The organism is Deltaproteobacteria bacterium (genome assembly GCA_016210005.1).
GTDB lineage: Bacteria > Desulfobacterota > Binatia > HRBIN30 > JACQVA1 > JACQVA1.
In genome coordinates, this window is sequence record JACQVA010000072.1 from 1 (window position 1) to 17,776 (window position 17,776).

At 65.7% G+C, this 17,776-nt stretch carries 17 protein-coding genes and 3 tRNA genes; 8 read left to right on the forward strand and 12 right to left on the reverse strand.

The features are described 5' to 3' along the window. Positions 1-98: 98 nt before the first annotated feature. The 4 genes from HY699_07490 to rph form a co-directional block, all read right to left on the reverse strand. Positions 99-172 (reverse strand) — tRNA-Arg (locus HY699_07490). A gap of 65 nt (positions 173-237) precedes the next feature. Beyond that, positions 238-311, reverse strand: a tRNA-Pro gene (locus tag HY699_07495). 104 nt (positions 312-415) lie between these two features. After that, positions 416-1,039 carry an XTP/dITP diphosphatase gene (locus tag HY699_07500; protein ID MBI4515644.1) on the reverse strand — a complete coding sequence of 208 codons (624 nt, stop codon included), beginning with the start codon at positions 1,037-1,039 and terminating at the stop codon, positions 416-418. 24 nt (positions 1,040-1,063) lie between these two features. Then, complete coding sequence (rph, locus tag HY699_07505; protein MBI4515645.1) at positions 1,064-1,783, reverse strand: ribonuclease PH; 720 nt, start codon at positions 1,781-1,783, stop codon at positions 1,064-1,066. Positions 1,784-1,964: 181 nt separating this feature from the next. Between rph and HY699_07510 the strand changes: the two genes are divergently transcribed. Genes HY699_07510 through HY699_07525 form a run of 4 tightly spaced genes read left to right on the forward strand, consistent with a single transcriptional unit; the run spans position 1,965 to position 5,395 of the window. Continuing rightward, positions 1,965-2,951: a sigma 54-interacting transcriptional regulator gene (locus HY699_07510; GenBank protein MBI4515646.1), complete on the forward strand. Its 987-nt coding sequence runs from the start codon at positions 1,965-1,967 to the stop codon at positions 2,949-2,951. Between the two features lie 16 nt (positions 2,952-2,967). Then, positions 2,968-3,423 (forward strand): response regulator, encoded by a 456-nt coding sequence (locus tag HY699_07515; protein MBI4515647.1) that lies wholly within the window; start codon positions 2,968-2,970, stop codon positions 3,421-3,423. A 20-nt stretch (positions 3,424-3,443) separates the two neighbouring features. Then, positions 3,444-4,565: a PIG-L family deacetylase gene (locus HY699_07520; protein MBI4515648.1), complete on the forward strand. Its 1,122-nt coding sequence runs from the start codon at positions 3,444-3,446 to the stop codon at positions 4,563-4,565. A gap of 32 nt (positions 4,566-4,597) precedes the next feature. Continuing rightward, positions 4,598-5,395: an RNA methyltransferase gene (locus HY699_07525; protein ID MBI4515649.1), complete on the forward strand. Its 798-nt coding sequence runs from the start codon at positions 4,598-4,600 to the stop codon at positions 5,393-5,395. 93 nt (positions 5,396-5,488) lie between these two features. On the opposite strand, the gene HY699_07530 is transcribed toward HY699_07525, so the two are convergent. After that, positions 5,489-6,550 carry a helix-turn-helix domain-containing protein gene (locus HY699_07530; GenBank protein ID MBI4515650.1) on the reverse strand — a complete coding sequence of 354 codons (1,062 nt, stop codon included), beginning with the start codon at positions 6,548-6,550 and terminating at the stop codon, positions 5,489-5,491. A 135-nt stretch (positions 6,551-6,685) separates the two neighbouring features. Between HY699_07530 and HY699_07535 the strand changes: the two genes are divergently transcribed. Next, positions 6,686-7,075 (forward strand): hypothetical protein, encoded by a 390-nt coding sequence (locus tag HY699_07535; protein ID MBI4515651.1) that lies wholly within the window; start codon positions 6,686-6,688, stop codon positions 7,073-7,075. Between the two features lie 81 nt (positions 7,076-7,156). After that, positions 7,157-8,545: a M48 family metalloprotease gene (locus tag HY699_07540; protein MBI4515652.1), complete on the forward strand. Its 1,389-nt coding sequence runs from the start codon at positions 7,157-7,159 to the stop codon at positions 8,543-8,545. Positions 8,546-8,593: 48 nt separating this feature from the next. On the opposite strand, the gene HY699_07545 is transcribed toward HY699_07540, so the two are convergent. The 3 genes from HY699_07545 to HY699_07555 form a co-directional block, all read right to left on the reverse strand. After that, on the reverse strand, positions 8,594-9,976 hold the full coding sequence (locus tag HY699_07545) for an OB-fold domain-containing protein (GenBank protein MBI4515653.1): 1,383 nt from the start codon (positions 9,974-9,976) through the stop codon (positions 8,594-8,596). Positions 9,977-10,073: 97 nt separating this feature from the next. Beyond that, a complete protein-coding gene (locus tag HY699_07550; GenBank protein ID MBI4515654.1) occupies positions 10,074-10,448 on the reverse strand; it encodes a hypothetical protein in 375 nt (124 codons plus the stop codon). 77 nt (positions 10,449-10,525) lie between these two features. After that, on the reverse strand, positions 10,526-10,981 hold the full coding sequence (locus HY699_07555; protein ID MBI4515655.1) for a gluconate 2-dehydrogenase subunit 3 family protein: 456 nt from the start codon (positions 10,979-10,981) through the stop codon (positions 10,526-10,528). A gap of 659 nt (positions 10,982-11,640) precedes the next feature. Here HY699_07555 and HY699_07560 point away from each other — a divergent pair. Beyond that, positions 11,641-12,111 (forward strand): GFA family protein, encoded by a 471-nt coding sequence (locus HY699_07560; protein ID MBI4515656.1) that lies wholly within the window; start codon positions 11,641-11,643, stop codon positions 12,109-12,111. 158 nt (positions 12,112-12,269) lie between these two features. Next, positions 12,270-12,343 (forward strand) — tRNA-Val (locus tag HY699_07565). A gap of 309 nt (positions 12,344-12,652) precedes the next feature. On the opposite strand, the gene ilvC is transcribed toward HY699_07565, so the two are convergent. The 4 genes from ilvC to HY699_07585 all read right to left on the reverse strand — a co-directional run bounded on the left by ilvC (position 12,653) and on the right by HY699_07585 (position 17,475). Further along, the gene (ilvC, locus tag HY699_07570; protein MBI4515657.1) at positions 12,653-13,753 is read right to left on the reverse strand and encodes a ketol-acid reductoisomerase; all 1,101 of its coding nucleotides are present in this window, start codon (positions 13,751-13,753) and stop codon (positions 12,653-12,655) included. A gap of 161 nt (positions 13,754-13,914) precedes the next feature. Beyond that, complete coding sequence (locus HY699_07575) at positions 13,915-16,305, reverse strand: anion permease (protein MBI4515658.1); 2,391 nt, start codon at positions 16,303-16,305, stop codon at positions 13,915-13,917. A gap of 667 nt (positions 16,306-16,972) precedes the next feature. Then, positions 16,973-17,197 (reverse strand): type II toxin-antitoxin system HicA family toxin, encoded by a 225-nt coding sequence (locus tag HY699_07580; protein ID MBI4515659.1) that lies wholly within the window; start codon positions 17,195-17,197, stop codon positions 16,973-16,975. Between the two features lie 2 nt (positions 17,198-17,199). Further along, positions 17,200-17,475, reverse strand: a complete 276-nt coding sequence (locus tag HY699_07585) for a type II toxin-antitoxin system HicB family antitoxin (protein MBI4515660.1) — start codon at positions 17,473-17,475, stop codon at positions 17,200-17,202. Between the last annotated feature and the right edge of the window lie 301 nt (positions 17,476-17,776).

The window sequence follows — 17,776 nt, forward strand, 5'->3', positions numbered from 1 at the left end:
CCCTCAACCCCTGGAGCCACAGTCCAGTGCTCTACCATTGAGCTACACTCACCACGTCTCCTGCCCGCCTCGCGCTCATCACCCCCTCTTCGGGCGCACGCGCCAGAAGGGACTCGAACCCCTGACCCACGGCTTAGAAGGCCGTTGCTCTATCCACCTGAGCTACTGGCGCCCGCAAGTCGCGCACGGACAACTGTCATCCACAAGGTTCTTGCCATGCGCGCGTCCGAATCGGAATCGGGGTGAGAGGATTTGAACCTCCGACCCCCTGCGCCCAAGGCAGGTGCGCTACCAGGCTGCGCCACACCCCGCTCAGTCCGGCGCCCACGCATGGCCCTCGTGTATCCCCAGTTGCCCGACCGACGATGGCGGGACTCACACGCAGCGCCGCTCCTAACAGAGGGGGTGGGCGAAATCAACTTGGCTTCGGATTTGCGCCCGCCTGCGAGCCTAAAAATTCCAACAACTGCGGACGCAACATGGCGCACGCGCGGCCACGATGACTGCGCTGGTGCTTCTCCTCGGTCGGTAGTTGCGCAAAGGTTCGCCCTAACTCGGGTAGCAGAAATACCGGGTCGTAGCCGAACCCAGCAGTCCCTGCCGGATGCGTGGCAATAACCCCCTCGCACACCGCCTCCACCGCCAGCGTCGCACCATCAGGCCGCGCCACTACGATTACACAGCGAAAGCGCGCAGTACGCTGAGCCGACGGCGTTGCCTCTAAACGTTGCAGTAACAGCGTCAGGTTGCGCTGATCGTCGCCCGCTGCTCCGGCAAACCGCGCCGAGCGCACTCCCGGTGCGCCACCCAATGCGTCAACCTCGAGCCCTGAATCGTCCGCCAACGCCGGCAGCCCGGTGTACCGTGCAATCGTAACCGCCTTAACGCGCGCGTTCTCGTGATACGAACCGGACTCTTCGGGCACTTCGGGGGCCCGGGGAAACTCCGCCAGTGACCTGATCGTCAGTCCGAGACCGGCCAGCAAGTGCGCGAACTCGGCCCGCTTGCCCGAGTTCCGGGTTGCGATGACCAATACCATGCTCGTCGCCGGCGAGTCGCGCGCTCAGCTCGCACGCAGCACTTCGGCCTGTATGCAAGTGAGTTGCTCGATTCCAACCCACGCCAGCTGCGCCATTCGATCGAGCTGTGCTTTGCTAAACGGGTGGCTCTCCGCCGTGCCTTGTACTTCTACATACAGTCCGCTTGCCGTCATCACAAAGTTCATGTCAACGTCAGCCCGGCTGTCCTCCTCGTAACACAGATCCAGCAGAACCTCGTCGCCAACGACACCGACACTGACCGCTGCAACCGCTCCCGTCAGCGGCTCACCGCCACACTTCCCTTGTGCCCTGAGACTTCGCACAGCAAGCGCCAAGGCCACATATGCTCCGGTGATGGCTGCGGTGCGGGTACCGCCATCCGCTTGGATCACATCGCAATCGAGCCAAATCGTCCGCGTGCCAAGCTGCGCCAGATTGGTGACTGCGCGCAGGCTGCGCCCAATGAGGCGCTGGATTTCATGGGTGCGCCCGCCGACCTGCCCTCGCACTGCCTCACGCGGAATGCGCGTGCCGCCGCAACCCGGCAGCATCCCGTACTCCGCAGTAACCCAGCCCCGCCCCGTATCTCGCAGGAACTGCGGCACCTGTTCCTCGACCGTAGCAGTGCAAATCACCCTTGTGTCACCGACTTCTATCAACACCGAGCCGTCACGATGGCGAATGAACCCGGGCGTAATGGTAATTGGCCTCAATTCGTCCGCTCGGCGGTTAGCGCTGCGCATGCGTCACTCCTTAACTGCAACCGCGGGCCGGTATTAACAGCGCGGTGGGCGCAGGCGCAACACCGTGCGCCGCGGAAGGCCGGCGTGACCACCGCCAAGTTCCGCCAAGATTTCGCTCCGCTGCTCTTGTATTCTCCCGCCCTTGCTGTTAATTTTTTGGCGCTCACGCACAGAGGTACTGATGGAAGCATTCACGATCAAAGGCTGCCACCCGGTGATGGAGAAGATTCTCAGCATCGCCCACAAGGTGGCTACCACCGACTCCACGGTGCTCATCATGGGCGAGAGCGGTACCGGCAAGGAGTTGGTTGCTCGCTACATCCACGCCAACAGCAAGCGCGCCAGCAACCCTTTCATTGCGGTCAACTGCGGCGCCATTCCGTCGGAGTTGCTCGAGTCGGAGATGTTCGGGCACGAGCGCGGCGCCTTCACCGGTGCCACCGGCACGCGCATGGGTATGTTCCAACTCGCCAACGGCGGCACGATCTTCCTTGATGAAGTCGGCGAAATGACCCCACCGCTGCAGGTCAAGCTGCTGCGCGTGTTGCAAGATCGCGAGATCCGGCCGGTCGGCGCGGACCGCACAATCAAGACCGACGTGCGGGTTATCGCCGCCAGCAATCGCGAACTCGGCGTCGAAGTCGAAAAGGGTCGCTTCCGTGAAGACCTCTTCTACCGCCTGCAGGTCATCCCGCTGGTGATTCCGCCCTTGCGGGAACGCCGCTCGGACATCCCGATCCTGGTGCAGTTCTTCCTCGAAAAGCACAACCAAAAGCGTCAAGGCCCGATCTGCCGCGTCTCCGATGAAGCAATGGTGCACTTGTGGGAGTACGATTGGCCCGGCAACGTCCGCGAGTTGGAAAACCTCATTGAACGACTGGTGATTTTGAGTGACGACGGCATGGTCCACGTGCAGCACCTGCCGTCGAACATCCGCTCCTTCATCTCGGAGAAGAAAATTCCGCGGCCGACCCTGACCGAAGAGGGTATCGACCTGAACCAGGCGGTGGAGGAATTCGAGTATCGCTTGATCGACGAGGCGCTGCGGCGCACGAAGGGCAACAAGCAAGCAGCGGCACGGCTGCTCGGGCTCAAGCGCACCACCCTGGTCGCCAAGTTGCGCCGCAAAGGCACCGGCGGTGACGCCGCTGAAGGCTACTTGATCTAGCACACTGGGAGCACACATGGCAGACGAAGCGGTACACTCGAAAGCGCGGGTCCTTATCGTCGATGACGACCCGCACGCGCTGGAAATCCTCTCGCGCCTGCTGGCGCGCGAGGGCTACGAGTGCCAGACCGTGGACAGCGGGCAGGGCTGCCTCGACATCCTTGTGCGCCAACTGTTCGACGTGATTGTCCTCGACGTAATGATGCCCAACATGGATGGCCTGCAGGTGTGCGAGCGCTTGCGCGCCAACGCCGCCTGGCGGGCAATTCCAGTGATCCTACTGACCGCCAAAGACGACATGGAGACGCGCTCGCGCGGCATGGCTCTGGGGGTGAGCGAGTATCTCACCAAACCGTTGAACAAACAGGAGCTGTTCACGCGCATTCGCGCCCAGCTGCATTCACGTGAGCTGGATCGGCGCCTGACTGAGACGCTCGAAGGCGCCGCGGGCGGCGGCAGCATCAAGGCGTGAGGCCTGCTGGCGCGCCGGCGATGCACCCAGCGCGATCTTCCAGCCGGCGGGAATGGGCCGCGCTCGCCATACTGCTGCTGTGCGGTGCGGCGGTGAGTTACGCCAGTGACCGACACCTACCGGCAGCTGGCGTGGCCTCGCCTGCTCGCCCGGCGCTGGAGGCTCAGCCGCCCCAGATCCAGCCGCCACCCGTCTCCGAACTGGCGTTGCCGGCCTATCGACAAGTTCCGTTGACCATACCGGAGAAGCTGCGAGTGTTGGTGGTGGCACCGCACCCGGATGACGAGACCTTGGGAGCGGGCGGCTTGATCCAACGCGTCCTCGACCGCGGCGGGAGCGTGCAGGTATTATTCGTCACCAATGGTGATGGTTTCCGCAGCGCCGTGCTCGCGAGCGCTCGGCACCGCCGGGTCTCGCAACGCGACTTCCTGGCCTATGGCCGGCTGCGCCGCCGCGAGGCGATCGCGGCGCTGCAGGTACTCGGCAGCACCAGCATCGGCAGCACCTTTCTGGGATTCCCCGACGACGGTATCGACAATCTCTGGGCCGCCAACTGGTCCGACGCCCACCCCTACCGCTCGCCCTTCACCGACTCCGACCGGCCGCCCTACAACGACAGCGCTCGGCGCGGTATCGAGTACTCCGGCGTCGATCTCGAGCGCGTGCTCGGCGAAGCCCTGCGCACCAGCGCTCCGGACTGGGTAGTTATTCCCGACCCGCGCGATCGCCACCCCGATCACTGCACCACCGGCGGCTTCGTACTCGCCGCCCTCAACGAGTTGCGCCATAGTGCCGGCGCCCCGTTCAGCCGCATCGCCGTGCTTACCTACCTGGTGCATTACCCGGAATACCCCGGCAGTCCACTGTGGCAGCAAGTGATCAATGGCGCCGGCATCGGCGGCTCATCGGCCGGGCACGAGAGTCTGTCGCACACCAGCTGGATGCACTTCGACCTCAGTCCGGCCGAAATCGCGCGCAAGCGCGAAGCACTCGGCCGTTACCGCTCCCAGATGGCTGTCATGGACAGCGTCCTGGCCCTTTTCGTCCGCCCCCAAGAAGTGTTCGGCCATCTCAGCGGCGCGCAGCTCTCCACTCTACCGAGGGAGTACGCCACGCGCTGGCGGCCGCATCGCTCCCGGTAGGTTTCCGCGGGGCCTCGCGAGACAGCGGCGGCATGATGCAAGCACAGCGCTGCGGCAGTACGGCAGAGCGCGATCCCCTGCACAACATCCGCGTCGTGCTGCATCAGCCCCGCGGCGCCATGAATGTCGGCGCCGTGGCGCGGGCCATCGCTAACATGGGTTTGGGCGAACTGCTGGTGGTTCGGACCCAGCCCCTGCGCCAGCAATGGCTGCGCACCATGGCCGTGCACGCCGAGCGCGTCGTCGATAGCATGCGCCAGACGCGCACTCTGGCAGAGGCGGTGGGCGATTGCGCCGTCGTCGTCGGCACCACCTGCCGCGCCGGCGGGTATCGCCAAGGGACGCTGCCGCCGCGGGCGCTGGCGCCCGAAATCGTCGCCCGCGCCCGCCAACAGCCGGTCGCCCTCGTCTTCGGGCCGGAGGATCGCGGTTTGAGCAACAGCGAGCTTCGCCTCTGCCACCAGCTGATCGCCATTCCCACCGCCGCGGAGTATACTTCGCTCAATCTGGCCCAGGCCGTCATGATCTGCGCCTATGAACTGCGATTGGCCGCGCACGACCACACGCTGTCAGCGCTGGGCGCCCTGGCCCCGGCGGCACGCGTCGAGCAGGTCTATGAGCGCCTGCGCGCCGCTTTCCTCTCCATCGGCTTTCTCCACCGCGACAACCCCGAGCACATCATGTTTGCGTTGCGCCGGCTGCTCGGCCGCACCGGGTTAACCGAGCGTGAAGTCCGTATCCTGTTGGGATTGGCGCGTCAGATCGAGTGGTTCGGTAACGACGGCTGGAAGAGCCTGCGCGCCAAAGCGCGCGCGCAAGCGGAGGTCTGATGGCAGAGATCATTTCGTTCGTCGAGCTATCGGCCGCCCGCCGGCGTCACCGCCATCAAGCCCGCTCTCAGCAGTGCGTCGAGCTCATCGAGCTCAACTTGCGCTACGAGTTGGAGTGTTTCGCCCAGGCCGAGCTGCGCGATCGCCCGGTGCACGCCCACCGCGTCCGCTTGCTCGGTGAGCTCTTGGAGTATGCGGTGCGCGTCCTTTGACGCGCCAGGGCAGCGTTGGGTGACTCATGCTAGCAAAACGCTGGGCTCCGCCGGCTGCCGCGCCGCTTGCGCACGGGCTGGCACCCGCGGCTCGGCGCAAGATCTGCCGCAGCCACTCGATGCTAACATGCGAGACAACGCCCGCGGTGATGAGGTATTGGCGCAACGTGTACAGCGACCACTCTTTCGCCGCCACCCCCACCTCTGCCGGCGACTGCCGAGCGCAGGCCACGATCCGCGCACATACGGCGGGCGAAAACAACGCCGGATGGCCTCGACCCGGCCGGCCTTCAAGCCCACTTACGCCGCCTTGCAGGAAGCGCCGCAGCCAACGCCGGACGGAGGTCATCGAAGCACCCAGCTCGGCGGTAATGACCTTTAGCGGCCGGCCCTCTGCTGCCGCCAGCACAATCGCGGCACGCACCCCGACCTGCGGGCGCGCGGCAAAGCGTTGCAACTGCAACCGCACCTCTGGGCTTAAGGGAATGCGATCCGGGAATGGTACCCACCAACCCGGGGGCCGACCACCGGTGTCGACCAGCAGCTGGCGCAGCCGCTCAATCGAAATCCACTCGACCACGCGCCTGCGTACCAGGTGCGCCCGCAGCTTCGCCAAGGACCATACGGCAAAGGCTTCTCCCTGCTCTTGCGGTGGCCGGCTCGCGATCCGCCGAATCTTGCCGACAACACGGGCGCCGAACTTCGGCCGCTGTGCTCGGCCGCCATTGCGGTGGGCCAGCCCTGCCAAACCCTGCCGGCGATACCGCGCCAGCCAGCGCTGCACCGTGTCGCGATGCACCCCCAAGAGAACCGCGATGCCATTGATCGTCGCCCCCCGCGCCCGCGCCAAGACGATGCGACCACGCTGGCGCTCGAGCGGCGCTGCTTGCGCGATCCACTCCCGCAGCGCCTGTCCATCCCACTCGCGATTGGTTTTGGCCATCGTCGCTCTCCCGCCCCCAGCAACTGCGATGCCGTGCAACCCCAACCTCAGGCCCTGCAACTCCGCAGCGGCGGCTCCCGCGCCACGGCTCCGCCGGCGCAATCAAGCGACCATGCCGGGCGCAAACGGCCAGCAATGACCGCCTGGCAGCGCCAAGTGCTCTGGCAGATCTACCTCCTCGTCATCTGCCTGCTCAGCCTAACGACCATGGGCATCGCCGGCAGTGCCGCCCTGATCGGCTCACTACGTTTTCACTATCCCAAGCTCATGCTGAGCACTGCGCAATGGGAGCAAGCTGAATCTTTCGAGCACTATCGCGTTCAGCACCGATCGGCGCAGTCAACCGGCGAGGACCGCGGCCGACTACGAACCGAGTGGGAAGACTACCGCCGCCGTGTCATCGGTTCAGAACGACAAAGCGGCGTTCGCCTGTTACTTCAAGGTGCAGCCGTAATGGTGGCAGCGTTTGCGGTCTTTCTGCCTCACTGGTGGCTAACCCGCCGGTTGATTCGCCCTGCCACTTGATCGTCACCCGGTCACAACCGCTGAGCTGACCGCCCCCTCCGGTTGCAATGCGGCCAGCCTGCTGATTGACTAGCGGATGCAATGAACCGACCCACCCGCCGCTTTCGGGCCGCCGTTCTGCTGGTAGGTTGCGCGGCAAATCTGCTCAGCACTGCGGCGCTGGCGACCTCGTACGAGGCCGAGCGTGATCTCGGCAGGAAATTCGCCTTGCAGGCGCAAGCGCAGTTGCCGCTGCTCACCGACGTAGACGTGGTCAGCTACATCAACCGCATGGGCCAACGTATAGTTGCCAAACTCGACGGCAATCCCTTCGACTATCGCTTCTTCGTCGTGCGCGACCCCAAGATCAATGCCTTCGCGGTGCCCGGCGGTTACATCTACTTTCATTCCGGGCTGCTCGTGCGTGCCGTTACCGACGACGAAGTCGCCGGCGTTATGAGCCATGAGATCGCCCACGTTCATGCCCACCACTTGGCCCGGCAACAGGAAGCCACCAAGTTCATGAACTACGCCGCCCTGCTCGGCCTGGTGCTCTCGATGGTGCAACCTGCCATCGGCGCCGGCGCAATGGCGGCCAGCGCAGCGGCGCAACTGAAGTACCGGCGTGAATTTGAACAGGAAGCCGACTACCTCGGGGCGGGCTACATGCAAACGGGCGGCTACGACTCGCAGGGGATGCTGGATTTTTTCAAGACCATGGCCGACGAGCAACGCATCACCCCCACCTTCGCCCCACCCTATCTGCTGTCACACCCGCTAACCGACGAACGCCTCAATCACCTCGAAGCGGTCTTGCGCACCCAACAGTGGTCGACTCGGCCCCGCCGCCCAGCCTCTGCGGCGTTGGCGCGGGTGCAAGCCGTGGTGCGCGCCAGGACCGAGACTGCCACCGCCGCCACCACCTTCTACCGCCGCTACGTTGACGACCACCCCAGCGATGCCCAAGGCCGTTACTTGCTGGGGCTCACCTTGCTCGAAACCGGGGCTTTCGACCCCGCCCGCCAAACTCTCGAACAAGCGGCCGGCATGGGTTACGCCGCTGCCGATCGTGAACTCGGCCGCACCTGGCTCCGTTTGCGCCAGCCGGACAAAGCCCGCGACCTACTGCGGCGTGCCGTGGACAGCGACGCCGGCGATCCCCTAGCCCACGCCGAGCTCGCCAAGGCGCTCGAAACACTCGGTGATACCACCGGCGCGCTGCGCGAGTACGACCGCGCGGTCGAACTGGCCCCCACGCTCGAAGACGCGCAGTACAGTCTCGCCATGCTCGCCGGCCGCGCCGGCCGCGAGGCCGACGGCTACTTCCACCTCGCCGAGGCCCTGCGGCTGCGCGGCGAGTACGACAAGGCGCTCATCCAGTACGAGAAAGCCCAGCCCCTGCTCAGCCCGAGCAGCGAGCGTGCCGCTTACGTGCGCAGCCAGATCGGCGAACTCAAGGAGTTCCTCCGCGACAGCGGCCGCCGGCGCTGACGGGCAGCCCGATCCCCGATTAGCGCCCCCACACTCGACTCACGGACGTCAGCGCCCGGGGCGGGCCTTCCAGAAGTAATTGTGCACGCCTTGGGCAGTAAACAGGCGGCGGAACGTCATCTCGAGGTGGTTGCCGATGGCGACCTGTTTCGGATCCACGTCGGTCAGCTCGCAGGCGAAGCGCCCTCCGCCCTCGTAGTCGACGAACGCCGCTACCACCGGCGGCTGAAGCGTGTAGGCCAGGTGATCGAGCGTGTAGGTGGCGATCCGGCACGAGGTGTCGGCGAAGCGCTCGTCGTGCATCTGGTCAACGGCGCCGCACTTCACGCATACGCGCTGCGGCGGGAGGTGGCCGGTTCGGCACTTGGTGCAGCGCGAGCCGACGAAGGCCAGCTTCCAGCGCTCATGCCGCCGCATCGGCGGCGCCGCCGGGCGCTCGGGATCGGGCCGGCGCGGCGGTTCGAAGGGCAGGATGCCGCGCCATTTCAGGTAGGTGTTGTAAGCCAAGTCGTTACGCTTCGAGGCGATCCAGCGGTCGACCTTGCGCACCGACAAGTCGGCAATCGCGCCGGTCACTTCGAGAACAACGGCATCGGCGCCGTCGGCCTCGCAGACCACCAGGATGCGATCGCCGGGCTTGGCCGCGTCGAGTGCCCGCGCCAGCAGCAGCCCGGCGTGCGCGCAGCCCGCACGGCCAACGCTGGCAGCGAGCGTGTCGGCGAGCTGCTCGGGCTTGAGGCCGAGCGCCTTGGGCAGAGCCGCCATCGAGCGTGGGTTGGTGCCATCGAGGATGACGGTCGACAACGTCGCCGGGTCAACGCCACCGGCTTGAAGCGCCCGTCTGGCGGTGTCGATGATCGCCGGCCCCATGGTGTCGGCCGTGAAGCGCTCCTCCCACTGCCGGGCGAAACGATCTTCCGGAAGCCGCCAGGCATCGAGGATCTCGATCGTGGCTGACGCGCAGCCGAGCACGCGGGCAACCGCCTCGCTGTCCGGCCCAGTGACGAAGGCCGCGGCCGCGTCACCGCCCTGGCTCTCGCGCGCGCCGCCGGGCGCGCCGGTGACCAAGTCGCTGGCGCAGACCAGCGCCCGTTTGCCGGCCGCCGCCAAATCGAGCCCGAGTAGCAGCGCCGCCAGCCCCATCCGCGACGAGCCGCCGAGGGCCACCGAGCTAGCGGCCTCGGGCAGATCGAGCGCGGCCTGGATCGTGGCGGTGTCGAGCTTCTCGGCGTAGGCCGGGCTGAGCGTGGCAAACAGGAGCGCGTCGACCGCGGCCAGCCCACGCACGGCATCGCGCGCCGCCTCGACCGCCAGCGAGACCGCGTCCTCGTCGAAACTCGCCACCGCGCGCTCGCCCTTGCCTGCGCCCAGCGCTGCCCGCGTCAGACGAAAATAGGGAACGTAACTGCCGTACCGAACTATACCTGCCAAGTGAGCCTCCTCTAATGAATTGCATTCCCTGCGCAAGCGCTCCGTACCACGCGGCCGCGCCATCCGCGAGTACAGGTTCCGGCCGAACTGCGCCGGGCTACAGGCGCCCCGGCACCGCCGAGCGCCCGGCGAAGCGCTGCGCCGGCCGCACCGCAGCATAGGCCGCCAACAACGCCGTCATCTCGTGCGGTGCGCAGGCGTGCAGAATCACGCCGGCGGCACCGGCCTCGAACTGGTCAATGATACGGCGCGCGCAATGCGCCGGGCTGCCGACGGCGATGGCGAGTTCATCGCTGGCCGCCGCCGCCGCCCCACTCAACACGGCCGACTCCTTGACGTCGTGCCGCTCCGAGATCCACGCCGATCCCAGACCGACCGCCTCCGCCGCGCGCACGTCTTGCAACAGCGGCCGCGGATCACTCGCGCGCCCGGGCAGGGTATGGAACCCAAGCTCCGGAAAACGCACCGGCATGTCACTGGCCTCCCTTGCCGCGGCGGGCCGCGAGCGGGGTAGTCTGCTGCCACACCCTGGCGAAGTCAACGAACACGTTAGCGATACAGCTTGGGGCGCCGCCGTACTCCATCGAGCAGCGACAGGTCATTCGGTTCCATTTGATAACCATGCGGATGAGGCGGGCGGGCTTCCAGACCCAGGGCCTCGACCACGCGCGCATGCTGGTAGTAGCCGGCATACACCTGAAAGGCGAGCGGGAAAACGAAGCCTTGTTCGTTGAGTAGCGCGATCTTCTCCGCCTTGGCGACCGCAGAGAAGTGCCGCCCGTGCCGGCGCTGGGCAACCTCATCTAGCTCCGCCAGCCCCTGCTCGATCACGGACCGCAGCTCGGGTGCCTGCCGCAACGCTTGCTCGATGTAGCTGACCAGGCCCAGCTCCCCTGCGCCAGGGAGCTGGCCGTCATCGCTCGGCGGGATGATCTCGTCGAGCACGCTGGCTAGCGTGCGCTGCTGGTCTGCGGAGAACCCTTGATCGCTCGCAGTGTCGCCCATCTGATTCTTCCTTCTGGCACTGGCAGAAATCCCCAGGTCGAATAGCGCAATTCGCGATCGGTTGCACCTCACCTCGAAGCTGGCGCAGGCGACGGCCTTCCTCGGGGACATGAGTCGCCCACTACATCGGCCGGGCGTTCTCACGAGCGCGGCTTACACCGCAGCGAGAGTGTATCCGAATCATTGCGGCGGCGGCCGGTGCGCGGGCCGGGGCCGTCACCGCGCTGAGGTCGAGGATTTCGTACCGGGCTGGAAGCCCGCGATCGTTTGACGCAGAGGTACAGTGACCGCTGCGAAGGCGGTGCAACTGTCAGGTGTCACCAGAGCCGGCTCGAACGCGATGAAGCGGCCTGTGCACCGCCCAGTGCTGCCGCCCGGTCGGCGCAGCACGCCGGCAACTCACCGCCGTCGTCGCATGTCTTACCCGCAGTTACAATGAGGTTGCCGCAGGCCGTCGGCGTGCAATTGGCTTCGCCCGGCGCGCCAGTCTCTCTTGTCGTCGTGTTCCTTCTCACCAAGTGGTCTCAGTTCGCGCAGCGCCATCTGGCACGGAGCGGCGAGCATGGGATGCGCTCGCCCCCTCCTCGCTCCCCGCGGCCTTGCGTTGCCGGCTCTTTTCCACAAGCCGCACTTGGGATAGGGAGGGATAGGGACACGCCATGGTTGATACCGGGATACTCACCGGCGGCTGCCTCTGCGGCACCGTGCGTTTCGCACTCCATCCGCCCACGCTCTTCTGCTGCCATTGTCATTGCGATTGGTGCCGCCGCGCCCACGGGGCGGCGTTCGTCACCTGGGTTGGAGTGCCGGAGGGGGCTTTCACCATCACACAGGGAACCGAGAACCTGGCGTGGTACGCCTCCTCCGAACAGAGTTCCCGCGGGTTCTGCTCACGATGCGGCACGACGATGCTCTTCCGCTCAAAGCTTGCGGCCGGTGAGATGCATGTGACGCTGGCCAACCTCGACGCCCCCGTTGATGTGCAACCCCTGGCCCACACTTTCTGCGATGCTCGCGTGCCGTGGGTCACGCTGGGAGACGACTTGCCGCGCTTGGGCCGCGATCACGAACTCCTGGCGAAGTACCAGCTCCTGCCCCGGAGTCCTGCCGTCGAGCGCGGGCGAACATGAGCATCGCGGTGCGATTCGCTCGCTCCGACGCACACTCGCCGCCGATGAGCGACACACCAGGCTCGCGAGGGCCCCAGCGTCCCCCAGCGTCGTTCCTGCTTGCCCGACCCGCGGGCGTGTGCTAGCCGAAGCAGCGTTGTTGTCGGCCCACCCGTAGCGGTCGCATAGCTCAGCTGGTTAGAGCGCCTGCCTCACATGCAGGAGGTCCGTGGTTCGAGTCCACGTGCGACCACTTTGTTCTTCAAGCGTTGCGGCGCGGGCCGGCCGCCCGAGAGCACCGATTGACGGCCATTCTGACAGCCGCCGGGAGCGAAATCGACGCTTGCCCACAGCGGGACGCGCTTCGTTAGCGCGCGAAAATCGAGTCCATCTTGTCGGCTGCGTCTCTCGCAGTAGGACGGGCAGGACGTGGCTGTAGGTGTTCATCGTAACGCTGATCTGGCTGTGTCCGAGGGTTTCCATAATCACACGGGGATGGGTTGTTGCCCCGCGAGTCTCGCGGGCTGGAGCACTGCTCCAGCCCGCGCTGACACGGTCGCCGTCAGTTCGAGGCCCGGCCGGCGATTCCTTTGGTCGCCTTCGAGGTCTTCTTGGCTGACTCCTTCGGGCGGAGATCGCGCGTGGCTTTGCCGGCCTGCCACATCTCAGAGTTGCCGATGGCCTGGAGTTCTTTGGTCAACTGCTGCTGATAGTCCGGCCGGCCACACGCGCTGAGCACGCGCCGGGTCTCAACCCCGGAGGCCACGCGCTTGTAGAGCTGGTTGAAAAGCGGCAGCACCGCGCGCTTGAATTTCGGCTTCCAATCCAGCGCCCCACGCTGAGCCGTGGCCGAACAGTTGGCGTACATCCAGTCCATGCCGTTCTCGCCGACCAGCCGAATCAGACTCTCAGTCAGCTCCTCGACCGTCTCGTTGAACGCCTCGCTCGGGCTGTGGCCGTGTTTACGCAAGACGTCGTATTGCGCTTCCATGATCCCGGCCAGCGCCCCCATCAGCACCCCGCGCTCGCCGGTCAGATCGCTGAAGACCTCGTGCTGAAAGGTGGTCGGGAAGAGATATCCCGAGCCGATGGCGATGCCCAAGGCGATACAGCGCTCACGTGCCCGCCCGGTGGCGTCCTGCTCGACGGCAAAACTGGCATTGATACCGGCGCCGGAAAGGAAGTTGCGCCGCACCGAGGTGCCCGACCCCTTGGGAGCGACCATAATCACATCAACGTCCTTCGGCGGGATGACCTTGGTCTGATCGCGGTACACGATCGAGAACCCGTGCGAGAAATACAGCGCGTCGCCGGGCTTGAGGTGCTGCTTGATGGTCGGCCAGATCGCTTTTTGCGCCGCATCGGAGACCAGCATCTCGATGACCGTGCCGCGCTCGGCCGCCTCTTCCATGTCGAAGAGGTCCCTGCCCGGCTTCCAGCCGTCCTTCACCGCCCGGTCCCAATCGCGCTTAAACTGCGGGGCCTGCCCGATGATCACGCGGAAGCCGTTGTCCTTCATGTTCAGGGCCTGCGCCGGTCCTTGCACCCCGTATCCGATGACGGCAACGGTCTCGTCCTTGAGCACCCGGCGCGCTTTCGCCATCGGGAACTCGCTCCGCATGACGACCTCTTCCTTCGTCCCGCCAAAATCGATAACAGCCATCGTCTCTTGTCTCCTTCCTATAGTCCTTGAGAGCTCCCACCATTTACGGCGTCCGGGTCGTGGCTGTTTCTCACGCGCCCCGTCCGGAAACCGGAGATGGAAGTGCCGCTCACTCCTGTCACAAACGCGGCTGTGAGGCAAAGCGGGTACACCGCCAAAGTTCACGGCAGCAGGCCGAGCAGGCGCCAGTAGGGAATCGCCGCGGCGATGGCCAGCAGGTAGATCAGCCCGTAGCTCCACGCCAGCAACCGCACCTGGCCGTGAGTGAACGCCTTCTCCTTGGTGCTGAAGTAGAGCGCCAGGTAGTAGGTGCTCTGGTACGGCAGGAACCAAACCGTCACCGCGGTACAGAGCACCAGGACGAGCGGCAGCGGGTCGATGCCGGCGCCGGCGGCAATCGGCACCACCGTGATGGTGAGCAGCGACACCAGCGGGAAGCTCGGCAAAACGAAGCGTGCGGCAAAGATCACCAGCGCCATCATCAGCAAGAAGCGGCCGGGCGATGCGGCCAGTGGCGCGAGCATCGGCGTAAGCAGATCGATGATCCAACGGTCGACGCCGACATGGCGCACCACGCCGGTCAGCCCCAGCACCGCGCCGAGGTAGAAAAGAAAGTCCCAGTAGATACCGGCGCGGAAGGTGGCGCGATCGAGCAGGTCGGCCGCCAGCAACACCGCCAAGCCGCTCATCGCCACCCACGCTGCATCCACTCCGTGGTACGGCCCGCTGATCCAGCCGAGCATGGCTGCGAGCAACACCGCGCCGTTGACCAACTCGGCGCGTGAGGGCCGGCCGAGGGCTTCGATCTGCGTTTCGATCAGGCCGGGAGAGACCGTGGGCGGAAATTCCGCCGGGAAGAACAGCATCGTGGCAACAAAGCCGCTCACAAACGTCACCAGCGCCAGCGGCAGTGCCGCCAGCGCCCACCCCCCCCAGCTGATCTGCGCCCGCGCCGCCTCCGGGAGCAGCCCCCATGCCAGCAAATTCTCCGCTGCACCGGTCAAGAAGAACGGACTCATTTGTCCGAACCCCAACACCGCCGCCATTGCCAGACCGGCCGAGCCCCGGCTCAAGCGCCCGTAGCCGAGCGATTCCGACTGCGCCAGGATGATCGGCCCGGCGAGCGCCACCCCCGAGGTCACATCCGGAATGCACGAGCTGATCGCGGTACCACTGAGCGCCAGCCCGAGTGCTTGGCCGCGGTAGGTGAGCGGGAAGCGCCGCAAGACGTGGAGCGCGAGCCGGAAGAGCAACCCTGAACTTTGCAACGAGGCCGCGATCCCGAGCACGCCGATGATGATGAAGAACGGACTCGCGGTGAACCCCGAGAGCGCCACCTCGCTGGGCACCACCGCCAGCAGGATCCAGGCGATGATCATAACCAGGCCGACAACATAATCGGGCAAGACGTCGAAGGCCCAAAACACCGCCGCCCACGCCAGCAGCGCCAGCATGTGCATACCCGGCACCGGCAGCCCAGCCAGCGGCGGCGCCAGCCACAACCCCAGCCCCACACTCAAGCCGGCGGCAGCCCCAACCCAGCGCCAAGCGGCACTGGCCGCGATCGCACTGAGCCAGCGCGCGCGTGCCGGCTTGGCCGCGGGCGCCCGCAGCGCCGCGTTCATACGCTCCAATAACGCCGGCAGGAATTCCGCGATGATCGGCTCAGGCAGGCGGCTCACCCAGCCCTGCAAGAGATCGAAGCGGCCGCTGTCGAAGAGCGTGTCAAGGTGGCGCGCCAGCAGCACCGCCGCGGCGCGAAACTCCGCCGCCGCCAGCCACTGATCGACGGCAAGTTCCCAGCGGCCGGCGCGCTCGTACCAGGCTGCGGCTTGCCGCTGCAACGCGCGCACGCCATCGGCCCCGACCTCCGCCTCCAAACGGTCGAGCAGGAACTCGCGTACGGCCTCGAGGAAACTCAACCCGTTGTGGTGGCGCGCCGCCCACACGCCGGCGGCCTCGATCGCCGCCAACTCCTCGGCCACATCGTTGCCCCCCTCCAGCTGGCGCACCAGCGCCGGGTCAAGCGTGCTGAGTACGGCCGTGCGCACCAGCAAACCGCGGCGCGCCGGCGGCTCGGCCGCAAACAGCGCCGCCATCTGCTGGCTGAACGCCGCTTGCAACTTCGACAGCTCGCGGTTGTTGCGGTACAGCCGGTCGCCGATAACCTGGGTGAAGTAACGGATCAGCCAGGGATTCTCTTCGACCAGGTTGTCGAACTTCTCTTTCGGCAGCCGCCACAGCGCCACCGTCGTGCGCGCCACCACCGTGGCCGAACGCGGCCGGTCGGAGAACAAGGCGCGCTCGCCGAACCAATCGTTCGCCCCGTTGATCGCCACCAACTCGCGCTGTCCCCCGCCGCGATTGACCAGTACCTCAACCTCACCGCTCTTGATAATGTAGAAGTCGCGCGCTTCGTCGCCTTCGTAGCACAGCACCGTGCCGGCCTCGTGGTACTCCTCCCGCAAGTCGGCGATGACCCTCGCGAAGCTGCCCGGCGGCAACTCGGCGAACAGCGGGATTCGGCGCAACACCGCCGCCAGTGATTCCATAGCTCCGCGCCTATAGCACGGAACCGGCGAGAGGAATGAGCGCTCCCCTGCCCTTTAGCCCGAATGGAGCGGCCGGAAGTTTCTCCGGACGCCTGAGCGATTGCGGCAGTCAAACCGTGACGCGGACGGACGCCTCCGAACTCTCTGCCCAACCGACCACGTCCGCAAAGCTGTCCCGCTTAGCGCGGTTGTCGTTGTTGGTATCGAATGACGAGCAGTGATCCGGCGGCAGCGAGTTGCCGGCCCGGAACTCCTACCCCAGGCACCCGCTCAGCGCGGCGTTCACCGCTTTCACCAGCTCATCGACGGTGACGTACCCGTCGTCGCCGCAGTCACCGAGTGCCCGCCGAGATTTGCCAGAGCTGCCATGAACCTTTTGTGGCCTGATCCCCGGCACCCGACGCCCGACACCGAACCCCCGACAGTCTTCACCCCCCGCACCCATTCAACGCGTTGTTCACCGCGCGCACCAACTCGTCAACGGTGACTCGATCGTCGTCGTTGGTGTCGAACGACGAGCAGTCGTCCAGCGACGCGCTGCCGAGGGCGATGTTGACGCCGGTGACGAATTCGTGGACGCTCAGCTGATGAGGGGCAAGAAGAGCGCACGATGGACCCGGAGTCAGGGTAGGCGAACGGGCAATAATGAAGCTGAGGGGCGCTGCGGTTACCGCAGCTTGAAAAAGTCTTCGCGAGAGATGCCGGTGCCGTCGAGAATGGCACTGAGCGTTTTCGGTTTGAGGCTGGTGCCCTTGTGGCACGGGACACTCACCATGCCCGGCTTGGCCGGGTGCCGGTAGTAGTGGTGTGAGCCGCGCGTGTGGTCGAGGCGCCAGCCTTGGCGTTCGAGCACACGGATGATCTGCTGCGCAGTTGCCGTGAGCCGCGACATCGTCAGCGGGGCATATTCACGGCGACAGGAACGACCAAGGGGCTATCCTCCATGGGAATGGCCTCTCCGTGTTTGCGAAGCGATTCGAGGTAACCAATGATGGCCTCCTTGACCAGCTCCTTGGCTTCCTCGAACGTGTCGCCCTCGGTCACCAGACCGGGCAGTGCGGGCACAGTGACGGTGTACCCTCCTTTGCCATCGGGGTCGAAGACGGCAGTGTACAGATACCGGTCGGCATGAATCCTCGTGCTGTGCTTTTTTGAAGTCCCGTGGGCCATTTATATTCACTGTAAGCGGTCAGTGCCACAATCGTCAAGCGATTCAAGCCGGGGTGGCAGACAGAACTCTCCTCTGATCAGCCGGCACTCTTCCACCTGACGCCTTCCGTTTGACGCCTGACGTCCCCCTCCATTCCCCAGCCTCGGCTTCCCGATCCTTAGTACTCCATCTCGCAATTACGGTGACGTATTTTGATCATGCAATCACGCAGCTTTGGCAAGGGGACACTCCTTCGCGTGGAGTTTTTCCAGCAGACTGGCGAGGTCCTGCCGGGTGAAGGTCCACCGAAACGGCGTCGCG